The sequence below is a fragment of the Acinetobacter sp. WC-323 genome (genome assembly GCF_000314615.1).
Taxonomy (GTDB): domain Bacteria; phylum Pseudomonadota; class Gammaproteobacteria; order Pseudomonadales; family Moraxellaceae; genus Acinetobacter; species Acinetobacter courvalinii.
Genome location: NZ_AMZS01000060.1, coordinates 266,322 through 285,380, shown reverse-complemented (window position 1 = coordinate 285,380; position 19,059 = coordinate 266,322). Strand labels below are relative to the sequence as shown.

18 protein-coding genes are annotated in these 19,059 nt (G+C 44.0%); 8 read left to right on the top strand and 10 right to left on the bottom strand.

Features of this window, described 5'->3' with window-relative positions; translation table 11 throughout:
* Positions 1 to 49: 49 nt before the first annotated feature.
* From ACINWC323_RS03400 to ACINWC323_RS03440, 9 genes are all read right to left on the bottom strand, one after another.
* Entirely contained in the window at positions 50 to 2,464 is a 2,415-nt protein-coding gene (locus ACINWC323_RS03400) for a penicillin acylase family protein (protein ID WP_050560476.1), read from the bottom strand.
* A 324-nt stretch (positions 2,465 to 2,788) separates the two neighbouring features.
* The gene (locus ACINWC323_RS03405) at positions 2,789 to 4,198 is read right to left on the bottom strand and encodes an MFS transporter (protein WP_009514781.1); all 1,410 of its coding nucleotides are present in this window, start codon (positions 4,196 to 4,198) and stop codon (positions 2,789 to 2,791) included.
* Positions 4,199 to 4,332: 134 nt separating this feature from the next.
* Complete coding sequence (pcaD, locus tag ACINWC323_RS03410; protein ID WP_009514719.1) at positions 4,333 to 5,139, bottom strand: 3-oxoadipate enol-lactonase; 807 nt, start codon at positions 5,137 to 5,139, stop codon at positions 4,333 to 4,335.
* 16 nt (positions 5,140 to 5,155) lie between these two features.
* A complete protein-coding gene (gene pcaF / locus ACINWC323_RS03415; RefSeq protein ID WP_009514532.1) occupies positions 5,156 to 6,364 on the bottom strand; it encodes a 3-oxoadipyl-CoA thiolase in 1,209 nt (402 codons plus the stop codon).
* A gap of 405 nt (positions 6,365 to 6,769) precedes the next feature.
* The gene (locus tag ACINWC323_RS03420; RefSeq protein ID WP_009514491.1) at positions 6,770 to 7,423 is read right to left on the bottom strand and encodes a 3-oxoacid CoA-transferase subunit B; all 654 of its coding nucleotides are present in this window, start codon (positions 7,421 to 7,423) and stop codon (positions 6,770 to 6,772) included.
* Positions 7,420 to 8,109: a 3-oxoacid CoA-transferase subunit A gene (locus tag ACINWC323_RS03425; RefSeq protein WP_009514836.1), complete on the bottom strand. Its 690-nt coding sequence runs from the start codon at positions 8,107 to 8,109 to the stop codon at positions 7,420 to 7,422. Before ACINWC323_RS03425 ends, ACINWC323_RS03420 begins: the two co-directional genes overlap by 4 nt.
* 121 nt (positions 8,110 to 8,230) lie before the next feature.
* Positions 8,231 to 9,151, bottom strand: a complete 921-nt coding sequence (gene catA / locus ACINWC323_RS03430) for a catechol 1,2-dioxygenase (RefSeq protein ID WP_009514764.1) — start codon at positions 9,149 to 9,151, stop codon at positions 8,231 to 8,233.
* Between the two features lie 120 nt (positions 9,152 to 9,271).
* The gene (gene catC, locus ACINWC323_RS03435) at positions 9,272 to 9,562 is read right to left on the bottom strand and encodes a muconolactone Delta-isomerase (RefSeq protein WP_009514680.1); all 291 of its coding nucleotides are present in this window, start codon (positions 9,560 to 9,562) and stop codon (positions 9,272 to 9,274) included.
* A gap of 14 nt (positions 9,563 to 9,576) precedes the next feature.
* The gene (locus ACINWC323_RS03440; protein WP_009514534.1) at positions 9,577 to 10,686 is read right to left on the bottom strand and encodes a muconate/chloromuconate family cycloisomerase; all 1,110 of its coding nucleotides are present in this window, start codon (positions 10,684 to 10,686) and stop codon (positions 9,577 to 9,579) included.
* A gap of 104 nt (positions 10,687 to 10,790) precedes the next feature.
* Between ACINWC323_RS03440 and catM the strand changes: the two genes are divergently transcribed.
* Complete coding sequence (gene catM, locus ACINWC323_RS03445; protein WP_005229202.1) at positions 10,791 to 11,708, top strand: cis,cis-muconate-binding transcription regulator CatM; 918 nt, start codon at positions 10,791 to 10,793, stop codon at positions 11,706 to 11,708.
* A 293-nt stretch (positions 11,709 to 12,001) separates the two neighbouring features.
* Complete coding sequence (locus ACINWC323_RS03450) at positions 12,002 to 13,267, top strand: OprD family outer membrane porin (protein WP_009514804.1); 1,266 nt, start codon at positions 12,002 to 12,004, stop codon at positions 13,265 to 13,267.
* Between the two features lie 65 nt (positions 13,268 to 13,332).
* On the opposite strand, the gene ACINWC323_RS03455 is transcribed toward ACINWC323_RS03450, so the two are convergent.
* A complete protein-coding gene (locus tag ACINWC323_RS03455) occupies positions 13,333 to 14,232 on the bottom strand; it encodes an ATP-binding protein (RefSeq protein WP_009514796.1) in 900 nt (299 codons plus the stop codon).
* 96 nt (positions 14,233 to 14,328) lie between these two features.
* Between ACINWC323_RS03455 and ACINWC323_RS03460 the strand changes: the two genes are divergently transcribed.
* The 6 genes from ACINWC323_RS03460 to ACINWC323_RS03480 all read left to right on the top strand — a co-directional run bounded on the left by ACINWC323_RS03460 (position 14,329) and on the right by ACINWC323_RS03480 (position 18,657).
* The gene (locus ACINWC323_RS03460; protein ID WP_032881683.1) at positions 14,329 to 15,018 is read left to right on the top strand and encodes a FadR/GntR family transcriptional regulator; all 690 of its coding nucleotides are present in this window, start codon (positions 14,329 to 14,331) and stop codon (positions 15,016 to 15,018) included.
* A 16-nt stretch (positions 15,019 to 15,034) separates the two neighbouring features.
* A complete protein-coding gene (locus ACINWC323_RS03465; protein WP_009514689.1) occupies positions 15,035 to 15,250 on the top strand; it encodes a hypothetical protein in 216 nt (71 codons plus the stop codon).
* Positions 15,237 to 15,950 (top strand): metallophosphoesterase, encoded by a 714-nt coding sequence (locus ACINWC323_RS03470; protein ID WP_050560475.1) that lies wholly within the window; start codon positions 15,237 to 15,239, stop codon positions 15,948 to 15,950. The genes ACINWC323_RS03465 and ACINWC323_RS03470 overlap by 14 nt, the downstream gene beginning before the upstream one ends.
* Before the next feature lie 322 nt (positions 15,951 to 16,272).
* Positions 16,273 to 16,620 carry a hypothetical protein gene (locus ACINWC323_RS0119325; protein ID WP_032873115.1) on the top strand — a complete coding sequence of 116 codons (348 nt, stop codon included), beginning with the start codon at positions 16,273 to 16,275 and terminating at the stop codon, positions 16,618 to 16,620.
* Between the two features lie 4 nt (positions 16,621 to 16,624).
* Positions 16,625 to 18,322, top strand: coding sequence for a PepSY-associated TM helix domain-containing protein (locus ACINWC323_RS03475; protein ID WP_009514605.1), 1,698 nt, complete (start codon positions 16,625 to 16,627; stop codon positions 18,320 to 18,322).
* A complete protein-coding gene (locus tag ACINWC323_RS03480) occupies positions 18,322 to 18,657 on the top strand; it encodes a DUF3325 domain-containing protein (protein WP_032881679.1) in 336 nt (111 codons plus the stop codon). Before ACINWC323_RS03475 ends, ACINWC323_RS03480 begins: the two co-directional genes overlap by 1 nt.
* Positions 18,658 to 19,059 lie beyond the last annotated feature (402 nt).

Here is a 19,059-nt window from a genome sequence, read left to right as displayed (position 1 = left end):
TTGTCATTAAATAACAAACCTCGTTTTTTAAGATCAGTTGAACTAAAAACTAATAATTTAACGTGATAGTTTGCTGGGCTGCTTGATCGATTTGCTTTTGGCTTACTGCATCCTCTTTACATTTATAATTTTCAAATAAAGGCAGTTGATCTGCAAAGTGAGCATCCGGTTTTCCATTTGGATGGATAAAGCCACTTTGACCCGGGGCCAAAATTGAACACATGCTGACCTGATTTGGATTTAACACCACTCTAAAGGTCGCACTTCCCGTATTGCCATAGGTACTGAGTTGTTGTTCATGTGATGCATCCGCCCATGGGATACCGACTGAATTTTTGCTGGAAAAGCCCATGGTTGCCACTGGAATTTTCCAGTCATTCGGGTCAGTCGAATGATACTGTTTTGAAAGTTCAGTCAGTGCAGTTTCTAAGGCTTTTAGCACCACTTCATCTGCTGTTTGTCCTTTTAAGAAATCAACCGTCTGGGGAACACTGGCCTGTTTTCCTTGCAGCGCATTCCAGATTAATTTTGAAGCGCTGGCTGGCTGGGCACTACGCGGATCATGATTGACCGGATAAAGCGTATCGGTATAACGCTGATAAATATTTTCAGACAAGTTCGGTTTTAACACAAACACAATCATCTGATTCAGCCATGCACGCATAATCGCTGGTGCTGCACCCTGATAATACTTTGCTTCACGATCAGGACGTAATTTTAGATCCCATTCTGCCAATAACGGTGCGACTTTTTTCGCTTGGGCCGAGGCTTTTTCGCTTTGTGCAGCCTTAATCATAGAGGGAATAAAATAGCGTGCATTCAGATCTGACCAAGCACCTGTTTTATTGATGTCCCAAATCTCTTGCTGGCTTAACTTGGGTTTGCTTTCCAAAGGTTCAAGCAGTTCATTGACACGATCAACATAAGAGAAATTCGAAGAGTCAGAACGTAAACCAGCATATGCTTTATTATTCCAGCTACTGATATAACCTTTTTCTGGATTATATTGTTTAGGGTTATGCGAGAAATCGTAGAAACCTTGCCATTCCATTGAACCATCGCCAAGCGCTGGAAGCTGAATATGCTGGTTTTCAGGCCGAATCGGTAAACGACCCAACGCAGCGACTCCGATATTATTTTGGGTATCGGCATAAAACCAGGTGATTGAAGCTGCGACACGTTTGGCTTGGGCAAGAAACTCATTCCAGTTGCTGGCCTTGGCTGCATTGGCCCAGCCTAATAAGCTTTCAATTTCTACACCTTCCCAACTCCGTTTTTGAGCATAGGCGGTGTGATTTTTTTCATCCCATGTACTGACAAAGCCTTGTTTACTTTGATAAACATCTAAAATATGGTCGGCCTGATTTTTCACTTTTATTTTTACTTGTTTGTGCTCAAATGGAATATAAGCGCCTTTGTATAAATATTCTTTTGAATTGCTTGGATTTAAAGTGAGTTGGTAAACATCATTAGTATCCAGTGAACCGACGGTCGAGCCCCATGCGATTTTGCCATTGGTACCAAATAAAATTGCGGGTAAACCCACAGGGGTAATTCCGGTTAAGTCATAGCCAGCGCCGTGTAGTCCAATTGCATAGGTAATGGCAGGGGTATACCAGCCTTGTTGTGGGCCATTATATAAAACAGTCTGACCTTCGATGGTTTTATCTGCCTTCACCACCCAGGCATTGCTGGCCGTTGGAACACCATCAATCACGCTTTTTCCCATGGCAATACGGGCTTGGGCTAAATATGTTTCGGCCGCATGACTGGAGATCGGTAACACCTTTTTCGAGATAGTTTGCTTCCGTGCTGAAAACTGTGGGGCTTGTTTGGACTGAATAATGGTTGGGGCTTTGGGATCATCTAGCCAACGTAATTGTTGATAGACTTTAAGACCCTCAGCTTGCCCTTTTTCCTTTTGCAGTTGGGTGAGTAAATCTAGATTTGAAACCTCAGAACTTGCTGAAAAAAAGCGGTTGAGGATCAGGCCAACCCAAACCATGGCGATATCTTCTGATGCCCAGAGGGAGGGTTTAAAATCATAATCAACAAATTCTTTGGGCATGAGTGCTGGATTAGCTAATACTTCTTTGACCCGTTGATTAAAACCTGCTGCATAGCCCTCAAAAATTGCACGGTCTTCAGGGGAGAGTTGTGCAATTTGTTTTCTGATATTCTCTGGATTAAAGCGACTATGCGTGGCGATATCATATTGCAGATAGTCAGGACCCAATACTTCAGCCACAGTACCTAAACCTGTGCGCTTCGACATCTCCATCTGGAATAAACGATCGGTTGCAACCGCATAGCCATAGCCGTAAAACAGGCCAAAGCTATCTTTGGCATAAATATGAGGTGTACCAAAGCTATCTCGTTTGATGGTGATTAAATTTTTGGGCGGTGTCACTTCTGAATTCGAAGATGAATGACAGCCGATGAGAAAGGCGCAACCTAGTGCCATGATTCCATTTTTCAGCACAGTCGGTTTATAAAAGGGGGAATGCTTGATCAATTTTAACGATCCTTATTGTTGCTATTGTTTAAATGTAATGTCGAGTCAATCTTCTGCTGGAAGCCGACGAGATATACCCATGAACATGCCTTGTTCATTAAATAAAATTATGATGATTTATCTATGTAATTTTCCATTACCTTGTGGGTATATCTTTATACTTTATAAGACAACGCTTTAATCGGTTGATTGAAAGATCGATATGAAAAATCAAAACAAAAAACATTTAAGGTCTGTTGAGCTGACTCAGATGATTTACGGATAAAACAATGATTAGCGCATTAATTTTTTAGCCAGCCGATCCGGGTTGAGAAAGGCCATATTGAGGATTCCCACCACAATCAGATAAACGCCTATAGCGCTAAAACCCTGATTCATGCCTATCGTTAAATTTTCTATCATCTGTGGACTAAGCGGAACGCCTTTACCCGGGTTGATATAACCTGCATGATCCATCAAATATCCAATCATGGTTGGGGAAATCATTCCGCCTATAGATGCGGTTGCCACCAGTGTTGCCATAACTGCAGCACGTTGCTGCGGGCATACACTATAACTGACGGTCATGGTCGCCAGCGGAAAACACATCGAAAATCCGGCTGCTACCGTAATCAGGATCAGATTGAGATTTCCTGTTGAGAAAGGGAGCATATAAAAGGCACCACCTGAACATAACAGCAGTAAGCCAAAAACAACCCCAAAAGCGACATGAACACTTTGACCTTTTTGTAGAAGTACCTTTGAAATATAGCCAGCAAGTGCCAAGGTGATGGCGCCTAAAATCCACGGAAAGCTGGAAATAAAAGCAATCATTTCAGGTGCGAATTGATGGGTCGATGCAATATATTTAACTGCCCAAGTGGTTAAAAAACCTAAAGACCAAAAACATCCTAAACCGGCAAGCAAGGCAGCAATAAACATTTGAGAAAAAAATACGTTGAAAATCGGGACAGGTTTTAATTGATCTACAAAATCTATGATATTTTGGCGACTGGTCTCAGCTTCTTTGCTTTTAATAATAGAGGAAGCTGCTGAATTTTGAGCTTGATGAAAATGACTATAAGGGCCTTCTTTACAGATACAACGCCATAAAATACTCCAGATGATGCCGACAATACCGAGAAAGCCAAAGGCCCAACGCCAGCCCCAATCCGGATGCGCAATGATATAAGCTAAAATAGGCGCCGCAATAATGGGGCCAAGCATGGTTCCTGAAGCGACCAGACTGCTTGGGAAACCACGGGCACTGGGTTCAAACCAACCTTGGACATGCGTCAAAGATATGGAAGAAGCAGGGCCTTCTGCTGCACCGAGTACAATCCGAGTAATCAATAAGGTGGTTAAACCACCACCCAATAACATAGGGAACTGTAATAGTGCCCAACTTGCGCCCATGATCAACAGTAGCCAGCGGGTTTGAACTTTTTCTGCGAGAAAGCCCACCGCAATTCCTGAGATTGCAAATAAAAAGAAAAAGGCACTGCCGATAAAACCAAATTGAGTTGCAGTGAGTCCCAACTCAGCCATGACGGGTTCGGCAACAAGCGCTAAAACAGCTTTATCTGCAAAGTTAATCATCTGAAACAGTACTAAAAGTGCCGTAATTAGCCAAGCTCGTTTCAGGTTTGAAGAGAAAAATGAAGGTGCTGAAACCGTATGAAGTTGTGAGTTGTTATTATGCATTGCATGATCCTTATGCAGTGACCAAGGCACATCGGTCAAAAAATAATGGCTTACTATTGATTTAAATAAATATATTTCTTTGGCAACGCTTATTTAGGTGATACGTGTTTTTTAGTTCTACGATCAAGCGCTACTTATGAAGCAGCGCTTGATTTCAATTCGGTAGTGGTTATAAAGCTGAATACTGCCTGATTAAATGCATCGACCTGTTCAATATTGGAAATATGTGAGGCACTGATTTCTACCAGTTGGGCATCTGCAATCTGCTGTTGCATAAACTGTCCATCTGCAACGGTAGTAACGGGATCTTGGGTTCCGGCAATGATCAAAACAGGGAGATGGATGTCTTTGAGTTGATCTCGGACATCCGCTTTAGCCAAAGCCTCACAACAATTGGCATAACCGTCTGCGCTGCCAGCACTTAAGTCGTTACACAGATTATTGACAATGGCAGGATGACTTTGGATAAAGGGATCTGTAAACCAGCGAGAAGCTGCTGTGGTGGCGATAGGACCTAAACCTTGCTTTCGAACCAGCTGGGCACGATCCAGCCAGGCCTGTTCCTGTCCAATTTTTGCTGCAGTATTGGCAATCACTACGTGGCTAAATCGTTCTGGATAATGAATTGCCAGCCATTGACCAGTGATCCCACCCATGGAAATCCCACAAAAACTGGCTTTTTCTATTTTTAAATGGTCGAGCAGGCGGATGACATCTTCACCCAGTTGTTGCAAGGTATATGGACCTGATGGGGTAGATGAAGACCCATGACCACGAGTGTCATAACAGATCACATAAAAGCGTTGTTTAAAATAATTGAATTGCTGTTGCCACATCCCGTAGTTGGTCCCCAAAGAGTTGGAAAACACCAGTGCAGGGGCGTTGGGATCGCCAAAGGTTTGATAGTGAATTTGCGCATCGGCAGACTGAAAAACTGACATGTACTATTCCTTTATTTTAATCAATACGTTGAATAATCAAGGCAATCCCTTGACCGACACCAATACACATCGAACACAAGGCATACTGCCCCTTGATCTGTTCAAGCTGATTCAGGGCCGTGGTCACCAGACGCGCACCAGAGGCACCGAGTGGATGACCCAATGCAATTGCACCGCCATTCGGATTAATCCGTGCATCATCATCCGCCAAGCCTAAATCACGGGTGACTGCCAAAGCCTGTGCCGCAAAAGCTTCATTCAATTCAATCACATCCATTTGTTCTAGCGTGAGATTGGCCTGTTTCAGCAGTTTCTTGATTGCAGGCGCAGGTGCAAAGCCCATAATGCGAGGTTCAACACCCACTGTGGTGGCTGCAATGATTTTGGCGCGTGGTTTGAGTTGGTATTTTTCTACCGCTTCGTCCGACGCAATCAACACAGCGGCTGCGCCGTCATTAATTCCAGAGGCGTTACCTGCTGTTACAGTACCTTCGGCTTTGACCACACCTTTGAGTTTGGTTAATGCTTCCAATGTGGTTGATGCACGTGGATGCTCATCACGATCGACCATAAGAGCATCGCCCTTACGCTGTGGAATCGTCACCGGGATGATTTCATGGGTAAAGAAGCCTTTGGCTTGTGCCGCTGCAGTACGCTGCTGACTATTAAGCGCAAACTGGTCCTGATCGGCACGGTTGATGTTGAACTGTTCCGCCACGTTTTCTGCGGTTTGTGGCATGCTGTCGACGCCATACATGTCTTTCAGTTTAGGATTGATGAAACGCCAGCCCATGGTGGTGTCTTCAATCTTTTGACTACGGCCAAAGGCGCTGTCTGATTTGCCCATCACATAAGGCGCACGGCTCATGCTTTCGACACCGCCTGCAATAATCAGGTTGGCTTCATTGGCTTTAATGGCACGGGTAGCCATGGCAATGGCATCCAGTGATGAACCACACAAACGGTTTACCGTGGTGGCAGGCACCTGATACGGTACGCCTGCCAATAAGGCTGACATACGTCCCACATTACGGTTGTCTTCACCCGCTTGGTTGGCACAGCCATAGATCACATCATCGACCTGTTGCCAATCAATACTTGGATTACGTTGCATGAGCGCCTGAATTGGAACTGCTCCCAGATCGTCGGCACGGACAGGAGCAAGACCGCCTGCATAACGACCAAATGGGGTACGGATGGCATCAATGATATAAGCGTTTTTCATAGTCTTACATTTCCATTTCTAAATCTGTTGTGAGCACTGCCACAAATTATGGGTTTAGTCATTCTTCCTTTGCGTAGGCAATGCCTCACTTTTGACAGGACAAAAGTGACAAAACCCTTTGTTACTCAGACACAACTTCCTTGTTGTGCTGAGTAACGGGGCGACATCCCTGTCGCCAATCACGATAGCAACTCTCAATTTATCTTCGAATATGTGAAAATCTCGATCTGAGACTTTCCCATAAGCATTTCGCGATGGCGGCATGGATGCCGCCCGTTAGACTGTGGTATATGGATATACCATCAGTCTAACAAAGGATTTTTGTTACTTTTTATCCTTAAAAAGTAAGGCAATGCCTATACAAAAAGCCTTTGCTTTAACCCGTAATTATTGGCTGTGTAAACATTATCCTTGCGTCGCATCAATTAGTTCCGCACCCGTCAACGCCTGTAGCTCCGCAAAGCTCAAACCTTCGACTTTCTCAATTACTTTTAAACCGTCATTGGTCACATCAATCACACACAGGTCGGTATAAATACGATCGACACACTTCAATCCCGTTGCCGGATAAGTGAGTGCTTCGACGATCTTCGGTTCACCTTGCTTGGTATTGTGATCAGTGGTGATAAATACTTTCTTGGCGCCGACAGCCAAATCCATCGCACCGCCCACGGCAGGAATGGCATCTGCTGCTCCAGTATGCCAGTTGGCCAGATCACCATTGGCCGCCACCTGAAAGGCACCGAGTACCGCAATATCCAGATGTCCACCACGCATCATGGCAAAGGAATCACCATGATGGAAAAAACTGCCACCCGTCAGCATGGTCACATATTCTTTACCTGCATTGATCAGCTCAGGATCTTCCTCACCTTTGGCAGGCGGTGGACCGAATGCAAGTAGGCCATTTTCCGAATGCAGGAATACATCTTTATCGGCTGGAAGATAATTAGAAATCTTGGTTGGAAGGCCGATGCCGAGATTGACATAAGCACCATCTGGAATATCTTGTGCCACACGTTCAGCAATCTGATCACGGCTTAGTTTTTGATAGCTCATTGTTCTGCTCCTGTGCCATTGGCTGCATCGACAGCGACCACATGCTGTACAAAAATCCCGGGGGTAATGATATGTTCAGGGTCAAGCTGACCGAGTTCAGCAAGTTCAGATACCTGCGCAATGGTGATATCTGCAGCCATCGCCATAATCGGGCCGAAGTTACGCGCAGATTTGTTATAGACCAGATTGCCCCAACGGTCGCCTTTGTGTGCTTTGATTAAGGCGAAGTCAGCCTTGATCGGATATTCCAGTACATAGTCTTTGCCATTGATATGACGGACTTCTTTGCCTTCTGCCAATAAGGTACCGAAACCTGTTGGGGTAAATACGGCACCAAGGCCCATTCCTGCGGCTTGAATACGACAGGCCAGATTACCTTGTGGGACCAGTTCCAGTTCAATCTTGCCGGCACGATACAGTTCATCGAACACCCATGAGTCAGACTGACGCGGGAAGGAACAGATGATTTTACGAACTGCACCTGTTTTAAGCAGTTTGGCCAAACCATAATCGCCATTACCGGCATTGTTATTGACGATGACCAGATCCTTGATGCCGAGTTCGATCAATCCATCAATCAGTTCAGCGGGTTGTCCTGCAGTGCCAAAGCCACCGATCATGATGGTTGCGCCATCCTTGATCTGTGCCAGTGCCTCAGTCAATGTGAGCGTACTTTTATCAATCATAAGGCCAACCTTTTATCCATGTTTTCAAATTTCTATACATACCGGTTTCGTTATAAACGGATATGCATAGAAATTTAAAAACCGTGAGCTAATGAATAGCTCACAGTCATTTTTTAGAGAATTAAGCACCAACGCGACGACGTTCTACCTCTGAACTTGGTGCACCAGCATGTTCCTTCACCAGTTCTACATTAAAGGTAATGTGTTTAAATGGTTTATTCACACCACGACGGGAAATTTCGGCTTCATCGGTTACGTCTACCGCAGTTGCGATGAGGCCTTCACGTGTTGCAAATGCGAAGTCATCCCACAGGTATTGATCACCTTCGATATTGAACTGTGTGGTTAATTTGCGATAACCCGGCGCAGACACAAAATAATGCACATGAGAAGGGCGGTTACCATGACGACCTAACTGATTTAATAATGCCTGAGTGGTGCCTTCTGGTGGGCAGCCATAACCGACAGGCATCGTGGTTTGCGCGACATAGTGACCGTTGGCATCAGACAAAATGGTACGGCGCAAGTTAAAGTCTGATTGTGACTTATCAAAGAATGAATAATTGCCTAAGCTGTTGGCATGCCACACTTCAACTTTAGCGCCTTCGATAATATTGCCTTCAGGATCAGTGACCGTTCCTTCAATAAATAAGGTATCGACTTTATCCGATTCAGAACCGTCATCCATACGGGCAAAACCGACAGATTCAGGCGCGCCTGCAACATAGAGTGGACCTTCAATGGTGCGTGGTGTGCCACCGGTAATACCCGCTTTGGCATCGGCTTCATCGGCACGTAAATCCAGATAATGTTCAAGACCTAGACCTGCTGCCAATAAACCCAGTTCATTGGCCTGACCTGCATCGGTAAAGTATTCCAGACCTTTCCACAGTTCACTTTGTGAGATGTCCAGATCTTCAATCGCCTGAAAAAGATCACCGAGCAGACGAACCACAATTTGTTGGACACGTGGATTGACGTCACCTGTCGCGGTATCCACATTCATTTTTTTAACCAGTGCATCGATTTCTTGACGGTTCATACATATTCTCCTGAAGTATGATAATTTTTGGTGGCTCGCGGACTTGCTGTTTTTACTGCTTGCTTGGCTTGCCACATTCCTTGTTCAAATCCTGTTTTTCACTTTACCGGCTAGACGTGTTTAGCTGTCATCTTCACGAATGGTAGAAGGATGACGGTTCAAGGCCATCACTTCGATATTCATGTAGGGATATAAAGGCAATCCCTGCAAAATATTGTGTAATTCCTCATTACTTTCCACATCAAAAATACTGATGTTTGAGTATTGTCCCGTGATGCGCCAGATATGACGCCATTTGCCCTGACGTTGTAAATCTTGAGAATAAGCCTTTTCTACGGCTTTAATTTGATTGGCTTGTTCAACTGGCATATCCAGCGGGATATTTACATCCATTCGTACGTGGAAAAGCATGTCAACTCCTTGAATTATAGACGACGCAGGTTGTCGATTTTGTCTTGATCCAGCTCAATGCCGAGGCCAGGACCCGTTGGAAGCTTGAGCTCAAAATTGCCATATTGAAGCGGTGTTTTTAAAATTTCTTCCGTGAGTAATAATGGGCCAAACAGTTCAGTTCCTGCTGCAAGATTACTGAAAGTAGAGAATGCATGTGCAGAAGCGATCGTCCCTACAGGTCCTTCCAGCATGGTGCCACCATACAGGTCGATCCCTGCCAGATTGGCGACTTTGGCAACATCACAGGCTTCAATCAGCCCCCCAGATTGGGCAATTTTGACTGCAAACACTGAGGCTGCATTAGTCTTTGCCAGTTGATAGGCGCTTTGCGGACCGGTTAATGATTCATCCGCCATAATGGCAATATCAAACTTACGGGTCAGACGTTGCATGGCATCAATATTGTGAATCGCACACGGTTGCTCGATCAGATCAACACCGCCATCCTGAAGCATTTGAATCCCTTTAATGGCATTGAGTTCAGACCAGGCACGATTGACATCGACACGGATTGAAACGTCCTTGCCTAAGGCTTTTTTAATGGCCAGCACATGTTCAACATCTTGCTCAAGCGGACGTGAACCGATTTTTAATTTGAAAATATTATGGCGTTTGAGCGCCACCATTTTTTCTGCTTCAGCAATATCTTTTTCGGTATTGCCCGAAGCCAGTACCCACAGCACAGGCACGCTATCACGTAAGCGTCCACCCAAAACTTCACTGAGCGACAAACCCAGACGTTGTGCTTGAATATCTAATAGGGCTGTCTGGATGGCACATTTGGCAAAACGGTTCCCATTAATATTTTGCTGAATGGTTTTTAGGGTTTGAGCCACATTAAAACCGTCCAGTGTTTTTAACAATGGCGAAAAGTACTGCTCAATATTGGTTTTGACACTTTCAGGACTTTCTTCCCCATAACCTAACCCTCCAATGGTCGTTGCTTCGCCCCAACCGGTAAAACCATCTGCTGTGGTGATTTTAATCAGTACCAAGGTTTGGGTTTGCATGGTTGCAACCGCCATCTTATGCGGACGGATGGTTGGAATCTCGACAAGTAAGGTTTCTATGGATTTATACATCTTTGGTATTTCTTCAATCTTTGCCTATTTACATACCCTAAATTAATGTAATATTTAGAACTAGGCTGAATTTGGTATTTTTAGATACTTAAAAGGTATATTAAATGGAATTAAGACATCTTCGTTATTTCGTGACGGTAGTGGAGGAACAGAGCATTACCAAAGCGGCGGAAAAGTTATGTATTGCGCAGCCCCCTTTGAGTCGTCAGATTCAAAAGCTGGAAGAGGAACTGGGCATTTTGTTATTTGAACGTGGTTCGCGACCTGTGAAAACCACCGAAGCGGGGCAGTTCTTTTATCAGCATGCAGTGCAGATTTTGACCCATACCGCCCAAGCGGCTTCCATGGCAAAACGCATTAGCACAGTCAATAAGATCGTGCGTATTGGTTATGTCAGCTCCTTATTGTATGCGCTATTACCGCAGGTGATTTATTTATTTCGCCAAAATCATCCCGAGATTCAGGTCGAACTGATTGAACATGGCACCAAGGACCAGATTGAAGCGTTAAAACTGGGTAAAATTGATTTGGGTTTTGGACGGCTTAGAATCAGCGATCCAGCAATAAAACGGATTTTATTGCGTAAAGAAAAACTCAAATTAGCCATCCATAAAAATCATCATTTAACCCGGTTTATCGATCAGGGGATTTACCTGTCGCAGATTATTGATGAGCCTATTTTTTCTTATCCCGCCACACAAAAACCGAACTTTTCCACCTTGATCCAGTCGATTTTCACTGACTTGGGCTTGGTACCCAAAGATATGGTCGAGGTACGTGAAATTCATATGGCCTTAGGTCTGGTGTCATCTGGTGAGGGCATTTGTCTTATTCCTGAGAGTGCCAGCGATATTGGCATGAAAAATCTGGTCTATATACCGATTCTGGATTTGGAAGCCTATACCCCGATTTCACTGGCGGTACGCAATATGGATCAGAGTCCGTATCTGCCGCAAATACTGGAATGTATTAAACAGGTATTTGAAGAAGAGGGAATACCGATACAACTGGATGGTGATTAAGACCAGTCAAAAAACTAATGACTTTCAGAGCGGTCCTAAAGACCGCTTTTTTAATGCGATACGATGGTCTATAGCAAAAACCAGACTTAAAAGGTATAACTATATACTTCGTTATCTATGGAAAATTACATTAATTATTCAAATAATAAATCCAGCCTGAATCTTTCTCTAAAGATATTTTCTTGAATTTCCGGATATTTAAAAGAAATGGAACTCAGGTCGGCAGGACTAGGCAAGTTGTGAAACTTTATTTACAGCAACAAGAATTTTAAAAACTCAGGAAAGGATTTCCCATGTTAATACCGAATAGGCTGTATAAAGCCCAGCGCGTGGCGTTATATACGCTTTTTGGCTGTCTCAATGTCAATGCGGCTTATGCCGACTTTCTAAAGGACAGTGAAAAGAGTATTTATTTACGAAATTTCTATGTCGAACGTGATTTTGAAGGCACCAATCAAGATCTGGGTAGTTGGTCACAAGGCTTATCGGGGCGGTTTGAGTCAGGCTATACCGATACACCGCTTCAAGTCGGTCTGGATTTAGGTTTTCAATATGCATTGCGTTTGAATGACCATAATGATGAACGGCTGGATACCGTGTTTAAATATGATCAGCATGAACGCCGTCAGGAACGTGATTACTTAAAATTGGGTGCGACCCTAAAATTGAAATATCACAATACCGAACTGAAAGTGGGGGAGCTTTTTCCTAAAACGCCGGTACTGTTTATTGATGACTCACGGCAACTGGTTACCACCTATGCCGGTGCAATGCTGGAAAGCAAAGAGATCAAGAATTTAAAAGTATCTGCGGGCCGTTTTACCCATGTGAATGCCCGTGATGATGACGAGTATCGAAAATTCACATTAGGCAACTCGACTGATCCGGCGAAAAGAAGTGATGGACTCAATTTTCTAGGTCTGGACTATAATTTCACGCCGAATTTATCCGGGGCTTACTGGTTTGGACAACTGCAAGATATTTATCAACAACACTATATCAATGCGGCCTATACAGAGCAGATTAAAAACAGCAAGTTAAAAGTGGATGCCCGCTATTTTAACTATAAAGAAGATGGCGACGCCTATTTCGGCGATATTGATACGCAATCAATCGGTGTGCAAGCCAGTGTACAGAATGGCCCGCATACCATTTTGACCGGTCTGCAAAAGCATATGGGCGAGGACAATATTCCACTGTTAAATGGTTATGTGCCACAAGCCTATTTACAGAGCTGGTCTGCGCTTGCCTTTTATAAAGCCAAAGAATTGACCTGGCATATTTTATATAGTTATGACTTTAAAGAGCAGGGTATCCCCGGATTAAAACTGACGCTACGCTATTTAAATGGTAGTGAAATCTATCGGGAAGGCTTTAAGGACAATAAAGAAACCGAGAAAAATGTCATCATCAATTACAGCGTCCCTGAAGGTAAACTCAAAGGTCTCGGCTTTGAATGGCGACATATTCGGGCTGATATCAAATATGGTGCAGGCAACAATCCTGGAACAGATTTTGTTGAAAATCGCATCATGACCACCTACACGCATAAGTTTTAATGATCTGTTGCCCACCTGAGTAAGAGCGTTGCTGTTCAGGTGGGGATGCTGCAGTGCTACAGGATTTAAGACAGATTTTGCGATTGCAACATTTCCTGGCCGACAATCATTTTGGCAAATTGATTGGCAATTCGACCAGAACGATTGCCTTGTTGAGTGGCATATTGAATGGCCTTTAACTGTAAGCTGTCCCAGTTTTCCTGTTGTTGCCAGTGATATTCATTTAACCAGAACTGCACGGTTTTCAGGTATTCGGGCTGACTGAAGCCATAGAAATTGATTTGCAGACCAAAACGGTCAGCCAGAGAAATCTTTTGTTCCAGACTATCACCCGGACGCAACTCACCATTTTCGCTCTGATTGATCTCGGTATTGTCCTTGTTATATTCCGCGACCATGTGTTTACGGTTTGAAGTGGCATAAATCAGGGTATTGTTTGAACTGGTGGCCAGCGAGCCATCCAATACGGTTTTCAAGGTTGCATAACTGCTATCGCCTGCTTCAAAGGCCAGATCATCACAGAAAATAATATAGCGTTCATCGCGTTCATTGAGCAGATAGATAATCTTGGGAAGATCTTCAAGATATTTTTTTTCCAGCTCAATCACACGTAAGCCGTACTGGTGATATTCATTTAAACAGGCTTTCACAATTGATGATTTTCCCGTTCCTCGTGAACCGGTCAACAGCACATTATTGGCCAATAATCCTTTGGCAAAGGCCTCTGTATTCAGCTTTACTTTGGCCAATTGATTGTCAATATTACAAAGATTGTCAAACGAGAGCAGTTGGGGTTTACGGATTGGAATCAGGTGACCTTTATTGTTTTCTCTTTCCCATCGAAATGCGATGGCCTGATCCAGTACTTCCAGTGAGATTTCCTGATGGTTGGCAATTTTCTCAATCGCCTGGGTCAGTTTTTGAATTTCACCGATAAGACTGAAAATCGTCTGATTTAATTCCATAAGTTTTACCCTGAGAGATGACACGGTGTGCATTTGAAAATTTAAACATAGGATGATAGTATCATTGGATGTTTTTGAGTGCCAGTAGAAATTTTAATGATCGAACAGATCCAGAAAAGATCGCTTGTTGACGAAGTGATTACGGTTGTCCGTCATAATATTCAGACCGAACTGTGGAAGGTCAATGATAAAATTCCGACAGAACCTGAACTGGTTCAGGGGCTGGGGGTGGGACGCAATACCATTCGAGAAGCCATTAAAATATTGGAATATCTCGGCATTCTGGAAGTTAAACAGGGCCATGGAACCTTTGTTCGTAGCAAACACGATTTCTCCAGTATGATTCACTCGATTCAACAGTCAGCGTTGTATGAACATCTCGAAGTCAGATGTGTTCTGGAAATTGAAATTGCAAAACTTGCAGCCAGAAACCGCGATGCAACTGATCTGCTGAATATTCTGGCATGCCTCAATACACGGGCTGCAACGGATGCCAGTGATGTGGCTGAGTTTATGCTGAACGATAAAAAGCTGCATTTGGCTATTGCACAGGCCACCCATAATCAGGCGCTGTATGCCACCTATGAATATTTTCTCAACTCCAGCTATCAATACACCTTTGAACTGGTGACCAATAGCCAGCTACCCGATCCGGATCAAACTATTCATGCTCAACTGGTCGATGCCATACAGGCACAGTCCGAGTCGCAGGCGGCTGAAATCGCCAAAGCCATGCTTGATCCTTTATTGCTGTCGCTACAGACCAGTGATTATTCAGTCCGCTGAGTCGATCGAAACAGTTATGCAAGATTTTATTATTGTATCCCGGCATTTTGGCAAATCGTATTTTTTAAATCAGCGGCAACAAGGCGGCATGACCGCCTATTTCTGGTCCTTGGAGCAAACTCAACTGGCACGTTTTAACAGCTATGCCTTGGCCTATCAATTTTATTTTCCTTCACGACATCTGTTAATTCACAGTGAAATTGTGCAGCTCGGGGTAAATGATGAGCCCTAAAATCGCTGTATGTGGAGAAGCTTCTGAAGCATGGTCACTGGTGCAATATATCGCGCCAGATCATCAAAAGGTCTATGTGGTGGGCGATATTCACGGTTGCTATACGCTATTGATGCATCAACTTAAGCAACTGCAGTTTGATTTTGAAAAAGATCTGCTGATTGGCGTGGGAGATTTGATCGATAAGGGCCCGGAAAGCTTGCAATGCTTACAGTTATTGCAACAACACTGGTTCAGGATGGTACGCGGCAATCACGAGCAGTTATGTATTCAGGGGAGTCAGCATCCTTATTTTAAAAAGCTGCATCAAAAATATGGTGGAGAATGGTTCTATCAGTTGAAGCCACAACAGCAGGCCCGGATTATCGCGTGTCTCAAACGATTGCCTGTGTTGATCCAGTTGAATTTTGCTCATAAAACAGTGGGCATCGCACATGGTGATATTGGCGTAGATGATTGGAACCTGCTTAAGCAAACCCTTGAGTTAAGCGATCATGCCGATCAGGCCAGTTATGCCCATGTATTATGGGGAAGGTCAAGAATCAGGGATGAGCAAAAATATGGCACGGTCCGCAATATTGATGAGATTTATCTGGGACATACCATTGTTGCCGAGGTGCTGCAAAAACATAATTGCTTCTTTATTGATACAGGCGCTTATCAAAGCCAGCAGTTGACGATCCTGCAGGTCAGTCCTTAAATCCCGAATCGACCTAAACCTCATATATTTTTTACCTCAATTACCAAATTTTCTATTTCGATTAGCAAAATACCTTAACTTTAAGATTAAAATGAGATTAATTCTCATTATTATTGTTATTTTTGTTGATTTTGATTATGATGCCTTGATTTTTTAAGGCTGATTTAAGCTTGGTCAGGTTTGCCCTTGGCATTACCGGATCAAATACCATGCACATGAGATGGGGTGTTGCATAGGTTATCGGCTAAATCATCCGTATTTTCATGGCTCTATATAAAGGTGAACATCATTTCCGTTGATGTCATTTTGTCCGGTGTTGTTTATGTCTATTGAAGCGTCTGTACCCTTGGTGAGCAGCACAAGGGTGGTAAAAAAGAAGGTTGCACCGTCCTCATTGATTCGATATCGATTGATGATTTTTTCACGTTTTGTACTCGCAATTTTTGGGGGCTATTATTTTGCTGCGATTGCGGCAATGCTGATCGGTTGCTTGTTTTCATCTGAGCCATCCAGAGCGAATGCAGTTTTTAGTGCAACCATGCTGGCTTTTGTGGTGCATTGCATCCTGTTTATCTGGATATTCATGGTCAACTCGACCTTGAAAGTCTGGTTGGGCGTCATTATTCCTAGCCTGATCATGACCGTCATGTATGGCTTGTTAAAAGGGTAAGTTCATGCGTGTTGATGGTAAAAATGAAGGCCCACGCCAATCGATGTCATGGTTACATACCTGGACCAGTCTGTTGTTGGGATGGTTGCTGTATGCAGTTTTTCTCACAGGAACACTCAGTTTCTTTCAAAATGAAATCACGGTATGGATGAAACCGGAACTGCATCAATCAGTAAATACAACTTCGCAGCAACAACAATTAACTTATGCCTTGCAATATTTAAATCAGAAAGGCCAAGCTGCCGAGAGCTGGAATATCCGGTTTGCCAATGAAAGACAGCCCGCGATCATGCTGAATGTCCGCAAGCCGGGTGAGGGACGCCGCCGTGGCGGCGAAATTTATCTGGATGCGCAAACGGGGCAGGAAATTAAAGCCAGAGAAACCCGTGGTGGTGGTTTCTTATATCGCTTCCATTTTGAACTGTACGGTATGCCGCGCATCTGGGGGCGCTGGATTGTGGGTATTGCAACCTTGTTCATGTTTGTTGCGATTATCAGTGGCATCATTACCCATAAAAAAATCTTCAAGGATTTCTTTACTTTCCGTCCAGCCAAAGGCCAGCGTTCATGGCTGGATGCCCACAATGCAACCGCCGTGTTTGCCTTGCCTTTTCATCTGATGATCACCTTTAGCGGGCTGTTGTTATTGATGCATCTGTTTATGCCATGGGCAATGAACACGCACTATGGCAATGTCCGGAACTTCTACCAGATTTTAAATGAACCTGTAGCGCAAACACCTGAACAGACACGTTTACTGGCAGAGCAAAAACAGAAACAAGCCGCAGAAGAAGGACGTGGCAATCGAGGTGCTGGCCGTGGTGGCGAAGCTGAACAAGTGGTGCCCAAGCTTGCAGCAGCACCCATGGTCAACTTAGTGGCATTAAGCCAGCAGGTTCAACACGATTGGGAGGATAATCCGATTGCCTCGGTTCGGGTGAATCAACCGAATACGGTGAAAGCGGATGTACAATTTAATGCAACCCATGCCACGACCTTGCTGGATCGGGAAAGTGTACCGTCACTCAAGTTCAATGCGCTAACAGGGCAACTGATCGACGAAGCCCAGCCTGTAAATTCTGCATCCAAAGCTATTTATACCTTAGTGACCTGGCTGCATATGGCTCGGGGTGTCGATTCGGTCTTACGCTGGTTATTATTTCTATCAGGCGTCTTAGGCACGATGATGATCGCTTCCGGATTGATTTTGTGGGTGGTGAAGCGTATTCCAGAGGTACAAAAACTAGGTTATAAACCCTTTGGCCATCGAGTGGTTGAGGTCCTGAATATTACGGCGATTACAGGGCTACCGATTGCCTGCGCAGCGTACTTTTTTGCCAACCGTGTTATCCCTGCGCAACTCGCAGAACGTTCGCCGCTAGAAATTAATGTGTTCTTTAGTGTTTGGTTATTGTGTTTGATACATGCGGCTGTTCGGGCACATCGTCCAGCATGGCTAGAGCAACTTGCATTGGCGGCTGTCATGTTCCTGTTTATACCGGTGTTAAACGTTTTTACTGGTGGACAGGCCTTATGGATGAGTATTTATCATAGACAATGGATGATTGCCAGTTTTGATCTGGTCTGCATTATTTTAGGTCTGATTTTTATCTACTCTTACTACAAGCTAAAACGTTATCAAGGTCTACCCGTTAAGCAGAAAAAACAGCCTAAGTCACAAGTGATACAGGAGCAGACATGATGGCAGCATGGATGTTGTGGTGTGTTGCCGTGGTGGCGCTATCGAGTCTGGCGTGTGGAATGAATAAACATCAGCGCGATATCTTTAGCTCTCCGGTTTCAGCACAAATGAGTCGGGCTTTTGAAATTGCAGGCTGGGTCATTCTACTCATTTCTGCGTTGGTCATGATTTATGTGAAAGGTGCTTCAATCGGTTTATCCGAATGGTTGGGATGTCTCAGCTTTGCGGCTTTGGCAGTGGGACTTGTATTGACCTACCAGCCTAAAAAGCTTTTGCAGACTAATCTGATCGTGACGGTTCTATTTGCGCTGCTGTTAATCGTGAGTTTGATTTAAGCTTTGGCAGCATCGTAGTTAAATAAAAAGAGCAAACAGATGTTTGCTCTTTTTATGTCTGGACTAAAGGATCTCTTTACACGATTTGGCCATTTTCCGGTTAAAAGGGAGCGACCTCGGTGTGCTTGCCTGATCCTTGGCAGCAAGATAGCTTGGCTATTGCTGAGACAACCACGAGGCGGGGCAGAAATTTGTTTAACTGCCCGCATGCAGCATTACGGTTATTGATGATTTTATTTTTGGATTTATTGCCGCAATCATTACGATTTCTTTGTGTATTATTCTTGAGCAGGCCGCAATTCCAGTTTCGGTGTCATCTCAATGCGTTTATGTAAAATTTAGTAGTTAATCAAGCAAATAGCGATCTGATCTGTAGAATAAAAAACAGCCATTTTATTCAAG